This is a genomic window from Paenibacillus sp. ov031 (assembly GCF_900143165.1).
Lineage (GTDB): Bacteria > Bacillota > Bacilli > Paenibacillales > Paenibacillaceae > Paenibacillus > Paenibacillus marchantiae.
Window position 1 is genome coordinate 236,133 of sequence record NZ_FRDO01000008.1, and the last position, 14,471, is coordinate 250,603.

14 protein-coding genes and 1 riboswitch are annotated in these 14,471 nt (G+C 46.7%); of the genes, 2 read left to right on the forward strand and 12 right to left on the reverse strand.

From position 1 onward, the window contains the following. Positions 1 to 33: 33 nt before the first annotated feature. Entirely contained in the window at positions 34 to 813 is a 780-nt protein-coding gene (locus BUA17_RS26460; protein ID WP_072735488.1) for an SDR family oxidoreductase, read from the reverse strand. A gap of 313 nt (positions 814 to 1,126) precedes the next feature. Between BUA17_RS26460 and BUA17_RS26465 the strand changes: the two genes are divergently transcribed. Continuing rightward, entirely contained in the window at positions 1,127 to 2,125 is a 999-nt protein-coding gene (locus BUA17_RS26465) for a DUF2167 domain-containing protein (protein ID WP_072735489.1), read from the forward strand. Positions 2,126 to 2,310: 185 nt separating this feature from the next. Here BUA17_RS26465 and BUA17_RS26470 read toward each other — a convergent pair whose 3' ends face one another. The 6 genes from BUA17_RS26470 to BUA17_RS26495 form a co-directional block, all read right to left on the reverse strand. Next, positions 2,311 to 3,147, reverse strand: coding sequence for a MetQ/NlpA family ABC transporter substrate-binding protein (locus tag BUA17_RS26470; protein WP_072735490.1), 837 nt, complete (start codon positions 3,145 to 3,147; stop codon positions 2,311 to 2,313). An 80-nt stretch (positions 3,148 to 3,227) separates the two neighbouring features. Further along, on the reverse strand, positions 3,228 to 3,887 hold the full coding sequence (locus BUA17_RS26475; protein WP_072735491.1) for a methionine ABC transporter permease: 660 nt from the start codon (positions 3,885 to 3,887) through the stop codon (positions 3,228 to 3,230). Next, a complete protein-coding gene (locus BUA17_RS26480; protein ID WP_072735492.1) occupies positions 3,888 to 4,922 on the reverse strand; it encodes a methionine ABC transporter ATP-binding protein in 1,035 nt (344 codons plus the stop codon). A gap of 127 nt (positions 4,923 to 5,049) precedes the next feature. Beyond that, a riboswitch (SAM riboswitch) is annotated at positions 5,050 to 5,191 on the reverse strand. A 130-nt stretch (positions 5,192 to 5,321) separates the two neighbouring features. Next, positions 5,322 to 6,050 carry a Cthe_2314 family HEPN domain-containing protein gene (locus tag BUA17_RS26485; protein ID WP_072735493.1) on the reverse strand — a complete coding sequence of 243 codons (729 nt, stop codon included), beginning with the start codon at positions 6,048 to 6,050 and terminating at the stop codon, positions 5,322 to 5,324. Between the two features lie 214 nt (positions 6,051 to 6,264). Continuing rightward, positions 6,265 to 7,203, reverse strand: coding sequence for a COX15/CtaA family protein (locus BUA17_RS26490; protein WP_063566122.1), 939 nt, complete (start codon positions 7,201 to 7,203; stop codon positions 6,265 to 6,267). A gap of 302 nt (positions 7,204 to 7,505) precedes the next feature. Next, positions 7,506 to 7,850 (reverse strand): thioredoxin family protein, encoded by a 345-nt coding sequence (locus BUA17_RS26495; RefSeq protein ID WP_063566123.1) that lies wholly within the window; start codon positions 7,848 to 7,850, stop codon positions 7,506 to 7,508. Positions 7,851 to 7,993: 143 nt separating this feature from the next. Between BUA17_RS26495 and BUA17_RS26500 the strand changes: the two genes are divergently transcribed. Further along, the gene (locus BUA17_RS26500) at positions 7,994 to 9,274 is read left to right on the forward strand and encodes a DUF2515 family protein (protein WP_072735494.1); all 1,281 of its coding nucleotides are present in this window, start codon (positions 7,994 to 7,996) and stop codon (positions 9,272 to 9,274) included. 149 nt (positions 9,275 to 9,423) lie between these two features. On the opposite strand, the gene BUA17_RS26505 is transcribed toward BUA17_RS26500, so the two are convergent. The 5 genes from BUA17_RS26505 to BUA17_RS26525 all read right to left on the reverse strand — a co-directional run bounded on the left by BUA17_RS26505 (position 9,424) and on the right by BUA17_RS26525 (position 14,471). After that, a complete protein-coding gene (locus BUA17_RS26505; RefSeq protein ID WP_063566125.1) occupies positions 9,424 to 11,052 on the reverse strand; it encodes a putative polysaccharide biosynthesis protein in 1,629 nt (542 codons plus the stop codon). A gap of 60 nt (positions 11,053 to 11,112) precedes the next feature. Beyond that, complete coding sequence (locus tag BUA17_RS26510; protein WP_063566179.1) at positions 11,113 to 11,553, reverse strand: DUF456 domain-containing protein; 441 nt, start codon at positions 11,551 to 11,553, stop codon at positions 11,113 to 11,115. A gap of 54 nt (positions 11,554 to 11,607) precedes the next feature. Beyond that, entirely contained in the window at positions 11,608 to 12,357 is a 750-nt protein-coding gene (locus BUA17_RS26515) for a Cof-type HAD-IIB family hydrolase (RefSeq protein WP_063566126.1), read from the reverse strand. A gap of 282 nt (positions 12,358 to 12,639) precedes the next feature. Beyond that, positions 12,640 to 13,512 carry a metal ABC transporter permease gene (locus BUA17_RS26520; RefSeq protein ID WP_072735495.1) on the reverse strand — a complete coding sequence of 291 codons (873 nt, stop codon included), beginning with the start codon at positions 13,510 to 13,512 and terminating at the stop codon, positions 12,640 to 12,642. Continuing rightward, positions 13,512 to 14,471, reverse strand: coding sequence for a metal ABC transporter permease (locus BUA17_RS26525; RefSeq protein WP_072735496.1), 960 nt, complete (start codon positions 14,469 to 14,471; stop codon positions 13,512 to 13,514). Before BUA17_RS26525 ends, BUA17_RS26520 begins: the two co-directional genes overlap by 1 nt.

A 14,471-nucleotide genomic window follows, 5' to 3' on the forward strand; every position in this document is an offset into this window, starting at 1 on the left:
GCTTCACATGAAGCGGAGGGCTCTTTTTTTGTGCTATGCATCCTCACGCTGTATGTTAGGACGAATCGGGTCAAGTCCTCCAGATACATCCATAATGTTACCTGTTATAAAATCGGAATGATCCAGACACAGATAGGTAATCACCCGTGCAATATCTTCACCGCTTCCAGGACGTCCTCTCGGCGTTTCCTCGTCGGTTATACCTGCCATCTCATCAATCGTTTTCTCTTTGTTGGCACCGCGAATATCACCTGGACAGACCATATTAACCGTAATGCCGTAGGGAGCTTCCTCCACAGCAAGTGTCTTTGTAAATGAAACCAGACCTACCTTCGCAGCAGCATAAACCGCCCGATGAGGCCATGACCTCGCTTCTCCTGCATGACTGAAGCCAAAATGTATAATTCGTCCCCACTGCTTGCGCCGCATCTCCGGCAATACACGCTGATCCAGCAGCATCGGTCCAAGCAGATTTCCTTGCACAAGCATCTGAACCTCATCTTCGGAATACTCGGCAAACAGTCGACGTTCACGGACAAAAGGACCCGCGTTGTTCACGAGAATATCAATGCTGCCCAGTTTCTCTTCGACCTGAGCAACGAGCATAGTGATCTCTTCTGTCTTGGAAATATCGGCCTGAATGGCAATACACCGCACACCCTTGGCTATGATCTGAGTCTGTAACGCCTCAGCTTCCGTACGGCTATGTACGTAATTGAGAGCAATATGGCAACCCTGATCCGCCAGACTGAGAGCCGTCATTTTACCAAGACCTTTGGCACTTCCCGTTATGAGGGCAATCTTTCCCTTCACGTTCATCCCCCTCTTCAAAGAGCAGTCACTCATTCAGTATAAAAGATTTATCATCCCCCCACAACTCGTGTTTCCCACCAATCTGTACCATTTGCAAAAAAGTGTAAATTAAGGACTAAATACTTATCTTTCAAACCACTGAAATAAAATGAATTAGGTCTTTTGTAGGAAAATTAACCCTTTATCTCCAGAATTCCCTTGTCTGGTCTGGATGCCTATGTTAATGTCGATAAGTCCTTATTTTCTTATGAATATAACGACACAATACATATGTTCATGTAAATGACAACATTTCGAAAGGAATACAGCGTAAATGAAAAGATGGTTAGCCTCTCTACTCGCAATTTTGCTTATCGCCTCATTTCAAGCTCCATTCTCGACCACAGCATCTGCAGAAAGTGAAAGCAATAGCTCCACCGAAGATTATCAATGGATTGATGGGCCTTCAGACGTAGTCCTTGATAACAAAGCAACATTAAACGTAGCTGAAAATCTCTCCTATCTCGATGCAGCTAACACCCAAAGGTTCCTGGAAGACACGGACTCCTTCCCCAATGGAACGGAAATTGGAAGTATCTATGGCGCCGGCGAAAACTCCAACTGGTATGTTATCTTTGAATATAACGATACCGGTCATGTCGATGATAGTGAGAAAGACGATCTGGATGCCGATGAACTGCTCGATAGCTATAAAAGAGGTACAGAAGATCAAAATGAGAAAACAACACCCGAAAATCAATTGTTTATCACCGGATGGGAAATTGAGCCCACCTATGACAGCAGCAAACATCAATTGATCTATTCTCTTGGTCTTGAGGATGCAGAGCGGGAAAAACTCGTCAATTATAATGTGAATGTACTCACCCGCGAAGGATACATCGGTGTTATCCTCGTTACGGATAGTGCCAATTTTGAAGAAAATCGCAAACAGTTTGAAAGCTCCGTGCTTAACCAGCTCAACGTGATCAAAGGAAATACCTATGAAGAGTTTGATGCATCCGTAGACAAAAAATCAGAACTTGGCCTGACCAGTCTGATTCTCGGTGGTGCTGGTGTAGCTGTAGCTAAGAAAGTTGGATTATTGCTTTTACTTAAGAAAGGATGGTTTGTCATCGTGGCCGCTATTGTTGGTGCTTTCGGATGGATTCGTCGCAAGCTGACCGGCCGCAAAAAAGATGCTGACCCAGGAGATCAGAATTCGCTATCTCCTGCAGAGGAAGCTTACCAACAGCATGCTGCTGGACAGGAGTCCGCAGGCTCTGATAGCCAACAGACAGATGGACATTCAGATACTGATCCGAATAAACGTTAAGCTTATAAGTAAAGCACTTATAGTATTCCTACATCGAAGTGCTCTTACCTCAAAACGTTCTCTTTAACATGATGTACAAAACAGAAAGCCCTGCATTCTCAATAAAGAGAATGCAGGGCTTTCTTTAGTAGTTCCATAACAAGTGGAGCCGAGTATACAATATATTTTCAGCTTAATCGTTCAGCTTAAAACGCCGGTTCTACAGCACCTTGATAACGATCTTTGATGAATGTTTTAACCTCTTCGGAATGCAGGGCTGCAGCCAGTTTTTGGATGGCATCTGCATCTTTGTTATCTTCACGGGATACGAGAATGTTTGCATAAGGGTTACCTTGCAGGTCCTCGATCAACAGCGCATCCTTCTCTGGGTTCAGATTGGCTTCCAACGCGTAGTTGGCGTTGATGAATACCAGATCTGCTTCATCCAGTTGACGAGGCATCATGGCTGCATCCAGCTCGATGATATTCAGATTTTTCGGATTGGCTGTAATATCCTGAATCGTAGAAGTGATATTTGTGTTGTCTTTCAGCGTGATAAGTCCTTCTTTTGCAAGCAACAACAGTCCACGACCGCCGTTGGATGGGTCATTAGGAATGGCTACTTTTGCGCCGTCTTTCAACTCATCCAATGATTTGATTTTTTTGGAATAGCCAGCAAATGGCTCAACATGCACAGGTGTTACAGCAACGAGATGAAAACCACGTTCTTTGTTCTCTGTATCCAGGTAAGGTTGGTGTTGGAAAAAGTTCGCATCCAGTTGTTTATCTTCAAGCTGTTGGTTCGGTTGAACATAGTCATTGAAAGTCACGATTTGCAAGCGAATGCCTTCAGCTTCGAGTTCAGGCTTGATGCTTTCCAAAATTTCTGCATGTGGTGTAGGGGATGCTCCCACTTTCAATTCTACGGTGCGCGGTGCGCCTCCCGCATTGTCAGCGCCGCTGTCGGAATCCTTGTTGTTTCCGCAAGCCGCTAGAACCGCAATCAGCATAATACTAAGTAGAGCAAAAGACCATTTTTTCATGTGTAAAACCCCTTCTCCAATAAATTTTTTTTGCATTTTGCCCCAAATCGATACCGAATCAGGTAAATGCTATATATGTGTTATTTCCTGGTGAACCATTTAACCAAACGATCGCCAGCCATCTGAAGCACTTGCACCAGAATGATCATAAATACAACGGATATAATCATAATTTCATTCTGATAACGGAAGTATCCGTAGTTGATTGCCAATGTTCCCAGACCTCCACCACCAACCATCCCCGCCATCGCCGTGTAGGAAACTAGGGTAACAATTGTAATGGTGATACCAGCTATCAGACCCGGCAATGCCTCTGGCAGAAGCACACGCCGTACAATCTGTCCGGTTGAAGCTCCCATCGCCTGTGCGGCTTCAATGACGCCACGATCCACTTCACGCAGTGTAGTTTCCACCAACCGGGCAAAGTATGGAGCTGCGGCAATGACGAGTGGTGGTATAACACCCAGTACTCCTGTAGCAGTGCCAACCAGTGAACGCGTAAACGGAATGAGTGCAACAATCAAAATGATAAATGGCACTGATCGCAGAATATTTACAATAAAAGATAGTATCGTGTACACCACTTGAGATTGAATCGAAGTCGACCTTGCCGTCATAAACAGCAATACGCCTAGCGGCAAACCAATGATTATCGTGAATAGGCCCGATGCTCCGAGGATTTGCAGTGTTTCAATTGAAGCCTTACCGATTTCTTCCCAACGTACTGTTGAAAAATCCATTTAACGAAGCACCTCCACATCAAGTCCCTGATCCACTAATTCTTTAATGGTGAGATTGATCTCATCTGACTGCCCCTCAAAACGAACGGTCAGCTGTCCATAGGGAACTTGTTTGATCGTTGAAATGGTGCCTTGCAAAATGGCGAAATCCACTCCTGTTTTGCGAACCGTTCTGGACAAAATCGCCTCATAGGTTTTATTGCCCAAGAAGGATATTTTCACAAGCTTAGAAGATCCATCCTTCTGTAATGAGACATCTGCACTCGCCAGAGCGGTCTCTTCTAATGCAATTCCCACCTCATGGTCCCGCATCATAAAGTCACGCGTAATGGCATGCTGCGGCTTGAGAAATACTTCCGTCACTGGCCCTTGCTCCACGATGCCTCCCTGATGGATAACCGCCACCTGATCACAGATATTCTGGATCACGTGCATCTCATGGGTGATTAGAACAATCGTGAGGTTATACTTTTCATTGATATCCAGCAATAACTTCAGAATCGAATCAGTTGTCTGGGGATCAAGTGCCGATGTGGCCTCATCACACAGCAGCACGTTCGGATCACTCGCGAGCGCTCTCGCAATACCCACCCTTTGCTTCTGTCCGCCTGACAGCTGGGCCGGATATTTATTGCTGTGGTTCTCCAGTCCAACCAATGCGAGCATTTCCTTCACTTTTCGATCAATTGCAGCCTTGGGCGTATTAACGAGCTTTAAAGGAAAAGCCACATTGTCATATACCGTAGCTGAGGATAACAGATTAAAATGTTGAAAAATCATGCCGATCTTACGCCGTTGTTGTTGCAAATCGGACTTATTGAGATCGGTTAGGTTGATTCCATCAACCCAAACCTCGCCTGCCGTGGGGCGTTCGAGCAAATTGATACAACGGATCAATGTACTCTTGCCTGCACCGGAATGACCGATAACTCCGAATATTTCACCCTTGCGGATATTCAAATTTAGTTCCGATAAGGCCGTCGTACTTTTTGAACCTTTACCGTACTTCTTGGTTAAACCTTTTAATTCAATCAAAATTACTGCTCCTTCCCACTGCCTACATGTATCTTTACCCGAATGAAAGGAAAACTCCCCTTCATCGTACAAAAAAAGAGCCCCTTTTGCAGAAACAAAAAGGGCTCTTCACGTGAAAGATTATACCTTCTCATCTGCCAAAATCGTGCCTTGCACCATTTTGTAGGAATTAGCACCTAACATCTATAAAGTATGACACAGCTGTCATGCAGTTATAAATCGGTTGCCGGGCTTCATCGGGCCTGTCCCTCCGCCGCTCTCGATAAGAAATATTTAATTTATAAGTTCAGTAGTAGTTATAATGTTAATGTCATAAATGTTAATTCCATCTAACTGTCGATCAGGAACTCAGTATAATCCAAGTATTCCGATTTGTCAAAGGCAAATATTACTATCCAATCAGTTCGTCGGTTGATGCATTACCTGCTTATGCCACTTCTCGTTGATGTAGCCATACGCTGCTTTTAACGTCTCACATACCATATCCACACCCTGCCGGAGTTCCAAAAGATGCTGATCCAGGTCTTCCAGCTTCACTTTCCCTTGCAAAGTCTGGTGCAGCTGCCACAGATCATCCTGCATTTCGGAATTCATGTAATGAATCTCCATGTTTCGCCGCTTGCGCAATTTGCTCATTGGCTCACGGTAAGAGTCCTTGATCCGAATTAGTTCGTTAGCAAGAACATAATGCAGCTTATCATATCCGAACTGTCTTAATACGGTGAAATAAGAATAATGCGTTTTAACATTGGTTGTGTTCAGCTCAAATATTTCATTCAACACTGTACCTAACTTATCCAGAATGGCAAAACATCGGATGAAGCCATCCTTATAGAAATAGACGTAACGGGCATACTCTGCTTTTTCTGGTAATGTCATATCGTCCGTAGAGCCCGCTTTGACTTTCTGACGGAAATGGGAAGCTGCAAAACAGCTTTGCTCCAATTCATCCAGCGAAGAGATCAATCCCTGGGTCCATATATACAGTTTACGAAAATCATGGGTAGGATCATGGTCCACATGCATCTGTCGCTGAAATAGCTCAAGCGTATCCGCCATCGCTTCCATCGCGTCCTTTAGTATGCCTTCGTTCTTACGCGGCTTTTCACCCAGCAACGTTCGCAGCATATATAGCCTCCTCTTTCCACTCTGCAGATCATTAAATTAATAATAATTCATCATATTAAACAAAATCGGAATCAGAGTAAACGTATGACCGCTGCTTACAATAGGGTGCCCTGACACGCCTGACATCAAACAAAGTTCACCTGTCCAATGATGTACATCATCGGATGGTGAACTTCGCTGGATTCATCCCCTGAACTACAATAATTCGGATATATTAGAATCGGTTAACGGGCCGATGCAACTTGTACACCAGGAAACTCATATAGGTTAATACACCGAACAAAATAGCAATATCAAGCATATGCGCCAGCGCCACGAACATATACACTTCCGGACGATTCATCGTGAGCATCAGTCCAAAACCAATGACCACTTGCAACAAAACCAGCACAACAGAAATGACGCCAAGTGCTCTTAATTCCGTGTTATCCGGATGTTTGCGATACGCAAAATGACCTAGGATTGCAATGACGATTACTAATGAAACAGCTGCCACCCGGTGAGCAAAAGCAACAGCTACGCCTCCCGAGAGCTCAGGAATAATCTGTCCGTTACAGAGCGGAAAGCCTGAACAGCCTCCAGCAGAATCCGTATGGCTCACAAATGCTCCAGTATATACCACGAGGTACGTATAGATTGTGGAAAACCACACCAGATTTCGGAAGCCTTTGCTGACTCGCGGGTATCGATTCAGTCGTTCCAATCCACCATGGCGAGCTTCCTGCCGAATACCAAGCGCCATCATCAATGAGCTGGCAAAAGCAATTAAGGCAAATCCGAAATGCAGTGCCATGACTGCGGAAGATTGGGAGAATACGACGGCAAAAGCACCCATGATTCCCTGGACAATAACAAATATCAGTGTTAACAATGAAAACAATTGCAGATCACGGCGTGATTTGCCAAACCGCAAAAATGCTACAAAAGAGGCTATGGACAACAGCCCTGCCAGTGCGCTGACGGCGCGATGGGAAAATTCAATAAGTGAGGCAACAGTATGTGCAGGCACAAGTTTTCCGTTACATAAAGGCCATTCTGCGCCGCAACCGAGGCCCGATTCCGTTCGGGTCACAACGCCTCCGCCAAATGTGGCCAGAAACATGACAAGACAGGTTAATACGGTTAACCATTTAAACAAGGTTAAGTGTTTCAATTTTTTCTCACCCGCTGTTGGTTTAAGATGGCGAAGAACTACATCCTCCGCTTGATTCGATACTTTGACACTTATTTCACAACTAAATTCATTATACCGGATAAATGTGTCATTGACGCCGCGCTTTGTGACAAAATGTTAACGTCTGTCGAGAAGTTGACCCGCAGGTCATCGGTAAATATGTACATTATTACAACGTTAGTTTCTCCCGAAAACTCGGAAAATACAAACGCCACTTCCCTATTTCAAGAGAAATGGCGTTCCTTTAATTATAACCTTTAACATGGTTAACCTGTCATGCTTTATTTATGAATCGTGTTATACACCTCAACTGCACGCTGCAGGAATTGCTCAATCTCTTCTCTCGACTTGCGCAGTTTGTTCACATAACGAACAAGTTCCCGGCCATCTGTGTAAGCTACAAAGCTGGGGATGCCGAGGATATTTTGCTCTTCGCTCACAGTACCCACCTGATCTACGTCGACCTCAACCAACTTCAGCTCACGAGCAAACTTTTCTTCAACTTCAGGCATAAACGGATCGATGTACTTGCAATCACCACACCAATCTGCCTTAAATACAGCTACAGTCAAACGCGGAGATTGGATTGCCACATCAAATTCCGGTTTCGATGTAATCTTTTCCATTACAACATCTTCCTTTCTATACCTTGTCTTATCCTCTAAGTGAAGCAAATTGCGGAGTGGAAGTCAAATATTCGGCGCATACTGACATCAACAGCTTCTTAAACTAAAAGCGTAATCAGAATATCAGGAAAGGAGGTCATGTCATGACTTCCGTTAAATCGGATTCCTCCGAGTCTGCCCATCATGGGTCAATATTACAGATGGTTCGATCCATCCCCGGTGCGGCCCGGGAAGTGTGGAGGGGCAAACAGGCGGCTTGGCAGGCCTCTGCACAGCTTCGTCATCCCTTGCGTGATATGGCTTGGGACTCTGACATGGCTGCAACCTTACAAGCAGAGGTGGAGCGCCTATTGCCTGGAAACGAGAGTTCTTTTGCCCGAAATACGCTCAGTGCACTGGTCTGTGAAGAGGACTGCATCATTCTGGAAGAGATCAAGACATTAACGCAGGAAAACAACCGGAGTAACATCACTCGCACAGCAGCATACCTGGAATGTTACGAACAGTATCCAGAGCTGCATTGGGCCCTGCTTGCCCATATGGTATCTCGCAACGGCGGATATCACATGACCGATCTTCAGAGTGACCTTATGCACAATCTGCAAAATCAAACAGACCGTGAGCATATGTATCGACTACTGGAGCGATGCAATGCCCTCATTTTTCAGGACGCATATCCCCAGCTTTTATTGTATATGAACAGCCGCCGGATCGGCCGGAGCTGTTTTCATTTGTTGTCCCATTTTCATGTATCGGCGTTCATGACACCGTTCTGGGAACGATTTTGGCTGGAGCGATGCAGCTCGCTGCTTAGTGTGGCATTAATTATTAATGAGCAGAACTATATCGAGAGCCGTGTCGTGCAGCATCCTTATTTTCAAAAACAAGTGCTGTCCAAACCCGCATTCCATCTGCATAATCTGGCTGGGCTGAACCATATCGTATTTCCACTCGGGCGGGAAAAAGGTCTTGCAGGCCGGGTTATTGAACATTTTGGCAAGCTGGATGAGCGGATTATGTTTGGTAAAGGCTTATATGCGATGCTGTTTGGAGTGGAACAAGTGTACACACAAGTATTGGAGTTTGCGCGCTCGGTTCCCCACCGTGGCTCACGTGCTGAATACTGGCCTGGTCTGTTCACCGCACATAAAGATGAAGACGGAGAAGCTGAGCTCTATAGTCAGGAGCTGTTGGATCAAGAATGGCTAGGGGAAGGACAACGGTTATATAGTCCTGAATTGCTGGCTGTATGGGGTGATACGCCGTATGAACCGATTACAAGGCAGGATTGGCTGCAAAATCGCGATTGTCTCGGTCATCTCACTGCCCCGCGCCGCCCTTGGCTGTTTGAGATGAGTCATGAGCATCGGTATGGAATGCTAAAAACTGCATTGGCCCATGATGCCAAAACCTTGACTCATTAAGGACAGAGGCCTTACCAGGGAATACGTCTAGAGTACAATAATGGACTACTTTTTTGGTAATATAAAAAAGCCCTGTCCGCTTTGAGAGCAGACAGAGCTTGTACTTATTTCAAACAATATAACGAAGTGTGTATTGTGTGTTGAATCGATTATCCACGTTGCCCGGCTCCACGTTGTAGACGCATGAGCGGACGGAGTATTTTTTGCAAAATACGAGGGTAACTGCCCAGTTCGTCTTTACGAAGTACACGTAGAACAACCATGAGTACCAAGTACACGACAACCACAAGCGCACCCACAAACAGACAGGTAACGAGGAATGATACACGTGTTGGCAGGAATAAATCAAAGATGGAGTTCCCAGCCCAGTTCGCCGCAAAACCAACACCCGCTGCACACAGCACGGTAATGATGAATCCTTTCCAACGATCACCCATGATCGAGAAATCAACAATTTTGCGAAGCACCCGCAAATTGAGGTACGTAATAACCAGGAAACACAATGCGGTCGCAATAATGATCCCGTAAATGCCAAAAATTGGAGCCAGAATTAAACTCGCTACGAGTTTGACTACGATACCGGCAGCTACACTGATCATTGTAATCCGTGGTTTACCTACCCCAAGCAAAATGGAGTTGGTGGTCATCATCGTAATTTGGAAAATGGTACCGAACGTCAGCAATGTAATGATTGGTGTCCCGTCTGGGCTGGTAAACAGTAAACCGTTAACGGAATACGCTGCCGCACACAGAGCGATAACGATCGGCATTCCTGTCAGAATCGAAATGCGCAAAGCAAGCGTCACCTGATTTTTCAGATGAACTTCATCTTTGCGTGCAAAAGCTGCCGAAATGACTGGCACAAGTGATTGACTCAGTGCGATAGCCAGAATCGGAGGAATGCCTGCAATACTTTGGGCTTTGGCACCGAGAATGGCAAGAACTCCTGTCGCTTCATCCATCCCGATTCGTCCGCTAAGCAATGGAACTACCAGCGATGAATCGATAAAGTTAATCGCCGGAACAGCGAGTGAAGATAAAACGATTGGAATCGAAAGTTTGAATATATCGCTGTAGATGCCCCGCATGGGCAATTGCTCCGCACGCTCATAATTCAATTGCGCCGCACGGTCATTTTTGCGAAGTTTCAAGGTGAAGTACAACATGACCGCAAAAGCGCCAATGCTTCCGAATACGCCCCCAAATGAAGCCCCTGCAGCAATGGTTTGATCATCATAATTCCATTGCAGCATAACAAACGCCACGATGATCGCTGTACCTACACGTGCAAACTGCTCCACAATCTGTGAAATGCCGCCTGCCGTCATATTGCCGCGACCCTGGAAATATCCACGCATCATTGCGATGGCCGGGAAGAGCAGTAGCGCTGGAGCCAAGGCCCGAATGGCGCTCACCGATTCCGGTACTTTGGATACGTACGTCGCATAATAAGGTGCTGCGAACCATAATAAAGCAGACATCACTACCCCGGCTACAGCCGCAAAGATCAGGGCTGCACGGTAGATTTGTTGTGCTTCACCTGCGCGTCCCAGTGCATAGCGTTCCGACACCATTTTGCTAAGTGTACTCGGTATGCCCGCTGTAGCTACGGTTAACAGCATTAAATATACCGTATTGGAGATGGTAAACGATGCGTTACCGATATCGCCGAGGATATGCTCCAGCGGCACCCGTTGAACCAATCCGAGTACCCTCGCAATTAGCGCAGCTGCCGCCAAGATGAGCGTACCTCTAATGAATGTTTCCTTCTTAGACAAACCAATTCCCCTTCTTTCCCCCACAACGACGTGCATCCAGATGAAGCCGCTCCCGAACGTCTATGCGAATCTTACCACCCAGATAATAAACAGAACAATCATGACGATTTGCAAAATAATTTTCATAACGGTGCTTGTAAACAGCCCCACCACGGAACCAAATCCGACTTTGGAAGCTTTGGCAGGTGAAGACCCTCCGATCAGTTCCCCGATAAAAGCACCGATAAATGGTCCCAGTACCAGTCCGAATGCCGGAATAACAAATGGGCCTATGATGACACCAATCGTACTGAGAGTCGTCGATAATTTGGAGCCGCCGAATTTCTTTACACCCCAGGCACTGACGACATAATCAGCCACAAACAGCACCACTACGATCAAAATCTGGATAATCCAGAACCATACACCGAACGGAACAAAGCTGAAGAACCAGCCATAGACCAGAAACGCGAAGAAAATCGCTACAGCACCAGGCAGTATGGGATATACCGTTCCGGCCATCCCCACCGCAAACAGCAGTACAATTAAAATCCAGCCAACGGTTGCGAGCAAAGGTTATTCCCCCTTCAAAATATGATCACGGATGACTTCGACAATGCCATCTTCGTTGTTGCTCGCTACGATCAGGTCAGCCGCTTCCTTCACTTGCTCCTGTGCGTTGCCCATGGCAACACCAAGACCCACGGCTTCAATAACCGCCAGATCATTCAGGCTGTCTCCAACAGCAACCACTTCGGACATCTCTATGCCCAGAAGCTTGCAAACTTCAGCTACGCCACTCGCTTTGGATACACCAGCAGGGTTAATCTCAATATTAACTGGTGAGGAGTTCGTCATTTGCAAGCCGCCCATTTGTTGCAGCTCCATCATAATCTGGTGACGAACTTCATCTACTTCGGTATTGAATCCGAATTTCAGCCATTCCAGACCTTCAATATTGTCCGTCCAGCGATCACGGTTGAACAGCTCTTCCACGGAGTATGCCCAGTACCAGCTATTATATTTTTCGCCAATCTCCTGCATTTTGCGGATCAATGCCGGGTCCATCAGATGGCGCATATGCAGATCATGCGGAGCTTTCCAGACTTCACTGCCATTGACCGTTACCATCGGGGTCTCCAGCCCAAGCTGTACCGCATAAGGCATCGCATGAAAAACAGCTCTTCCCGTCGAAAGGCACACATGCACTCCCCGACGAATGGCGATCTGAATCCATTTGGCCGTTTCCTGTGTGATCTCATGATTATCGTTAAGCAATGTTCCATCCATATCCAATGCAAGCAATTTGTATTTTAGTTCACTCATACCGTATTTCCTCCTCAGTTGTCTCTCTACTTCTCCCTATCCAAATACTCTCACAAAAAGATCGCCCGGCATCCGCGTAGGCGGATACTCCGGACGTCACAGCTAACGACATTTTACCACAGATCGTCGGCCTGCAACAAAGTAACCCGCGATACGGGTGAACCTTTGCAACAAGGGCACAGGTGTCTGTTCCAATTCGTGTAAGAGTCTGGTATAAGATAAAACTTACCCGTATCCATGAAAAAACCGCCTGCAATGCAGGCGGCTGCTACTTTTTATCCTTTAACGTGCCGCGAATTTGCGACGAGCATATCGGAAGACAATACCATGCTTTGGAGACAGCAACAGGGCCAGCACAAACAGAATTCCTGCTACCGCCACCATGCAACCTGCAATGGAAGCATCCAGCGCGTAAGCCATGATGTAGCCCCCAACCGAGGAAGCCGCTCCTACGAGCACGCTGTACAGAATCATTTTACCCAAGCGATCCGTGAGTAAATAAGCCGTCGCTGCAGGTACAATCAACATGCCTACCACGAGAATAGATCCCACGCTCTCAAATGAAGCCACAGATGTCATGGAAACGAGCCCCATAAGCAGATAGTGGAACAACACCACCGGAATGCCGCAGGCCGCAGCCAGCGCCGGATCAAAGGCACACAACTTGAACTGTTTGTAGAACAGGCCGATTACAAGGAGGATGACCAGCAAGGTGATGCCCAGCATCCAGACCGCCCTTGGGCCAACATCCGTCCCTCCAAGCGTTAAGGTATCCCACTGGACATAAGCGATCTCACCGAACAAGACACAATCGAGATCCAGATCAATATGCCCAGCATTCAGACTGATTAAAATGACACCCACTGCGAAGAGTGCCGTAAACACTATTCCGATGGAAGCATCCGATGATAGTCCTCCAGCCTGTAAGCTTTGAATGAAGAACACCGTCAGTAATCCAAATACGGTTGCCCCAAGCAGCATCCATAACGAATCACGTGAACCGCTCCACAGGAAAGCAATCGCAATACCTGGGAGAACCGCATGACTGATCGCATCTCCAACCAGAGCCATCCGCCTTAATATGAGAAAACAGCCAAGAATTGCGCAAGCGGAGGATACCAGGATGGCCGTTAATAGAATCCAAAACGTTGCCATTACAACTCACCCCGTTCCTGCTGTGCTCGCTGTGCAGAGAGTGTCTGTAGCGTGGCATGTTCTTCTCTCAAGTAAGCGGATTTCGCCTGCATACTTCGCAAACGGCGTGCTAACAGTCCGCGCCGTGGAGCAAGCAATGCGGAACCTGCAAATAGCACTGTCGCCGCCAGTACCGTTACTGGCCCTGTAGGCAGATTAGGCACCAATGTGCTGAAGATTGTACCTGTCGCACCGCTCAGTGCTCCAAATACGCCGGCCAACAGTACCATAAGCGAGAGCGAGTCCGTCCAGCAGCGAGCTGCTGCCGCCGGGGTAACCAGCAAAGCGGCCACAAGCACCACGCCAACCGCCTGAATCCCCGCAACAACCGCAATCACGGTCAACAGCAGAATCAGTTGTTCCAGCATGCCAACCGGCAGTCCCATACCCCGTGCGAATCCCGGGTCAAAACTCACCAGCTTGAATTCCTTGAACCATGCCAGACAAGCGATCAATAATACAAGACAGACACCGCCCATGACATACACATCCGTCATCACCATGGATGCGGCCTGACCGAACAAATATTTATCCAGCCCACTCTGACTGCCGCTTGCACCGTGCTGAATCCGAGTAAGCATTACTACGCCAATACCGAAAAATACAGTCAGCACAATCCCCATTGCCGCATCCTGCTTGATCCGAGAATATCGTGTAATCCACGATATGCCGAAGGTCGCAACGATCCCAGCCACAAGCGCACCGAACAGAAATAATCCTACTGATTTGGTTTCAGTCAACATAAATGCAATACATATCCCCGGCAAAGCTGCATGAGCCAACGTATCTCCCATGAGACTCTGACGACGCAAAAAAGTAAAAGAGCCAATAATTCCACTACTGAATCCGAGTAACAAGCAGCCAAGCAATATCCAGCGTGTATTGGGATCGGACAAAATGGCTACTATCCAGTTCCACAT

Excerpts from the sequence above, each read along its gene's own strand:
- BUA17_RS26465 (WP_072735489.1), top strand. The coding sequence starts at position 1,127 with ATGAAAAGATGGTTAGCCTCTCTACTCGCAATTTTGCTTATCGCCTCA.
- BUA17_RS26470 (WP_072735490.1), bottom strand. The coding sequence starts at position 3,147 with ATGAAAAAATGGTCTTTTGCTCTACTTAGTATTATGCTGATTGCGGTT.
- BUA17_RS26475 (WP_072735491.1), bottom strand. The coding sequence starts at position 3,887 with ATGGATTTTTCAACAGTACGTTGGGAAGAAATCGGTAAGGCTTCAATT.
- BUA17_RS26485 (WP_072735493.1), bottom strand. The coding sequence starts at position 6,050 with ATGCTGCGAACGTTGCTGGGTGAAAAGCCGCGTAAGAACGAAGGCATA.
- BUA17_RS26495 (WP_063566123.1), bottom strand. The coding sequence starts at position 7,850 with ATGGAAAAGATTACATCGAAACCGGAATTTGATGTGGCAATCCAATCT.
- BUA17_RS26500 (WP_072735494.1), top strand. The coding sequence starts at position 7,994 with ATGACTTCCGTTAAATCGGATTCCTCCGAGTCTGCCCATCATGGGTCA.
- BUA17_RS26510 (WP_063566179.1), bottom strand. The coding sequence starts at position 11,553 with ATGGCCGGAACGGTATATCCCATACTGCCTGGTGCTGTAGCGATTTTC.
- BUA17_RS26515 (WP_063566126.1), bottom strand. The coding sequence starts at position 12,357 with ATGAGTGAACTAAAATACAAATTGCTTGCATTGGATATGGATGGAACA.
- BUA17_RS26520 (WP_072735495.1), bottom strand. The coding sequence starts at position 13,512 with ATGGCAACGTTTTGGATTCTATTAACGGCCATCCTGGTATCCTCCGCT.
- BUA17_RS26525 (WP_072735496.1), bottom strand. The coding sequence starts at position 14,471 with ATGTGGAACTGGATAGTAGCCATTTTGTCCGATCCCAATACACGCTGG.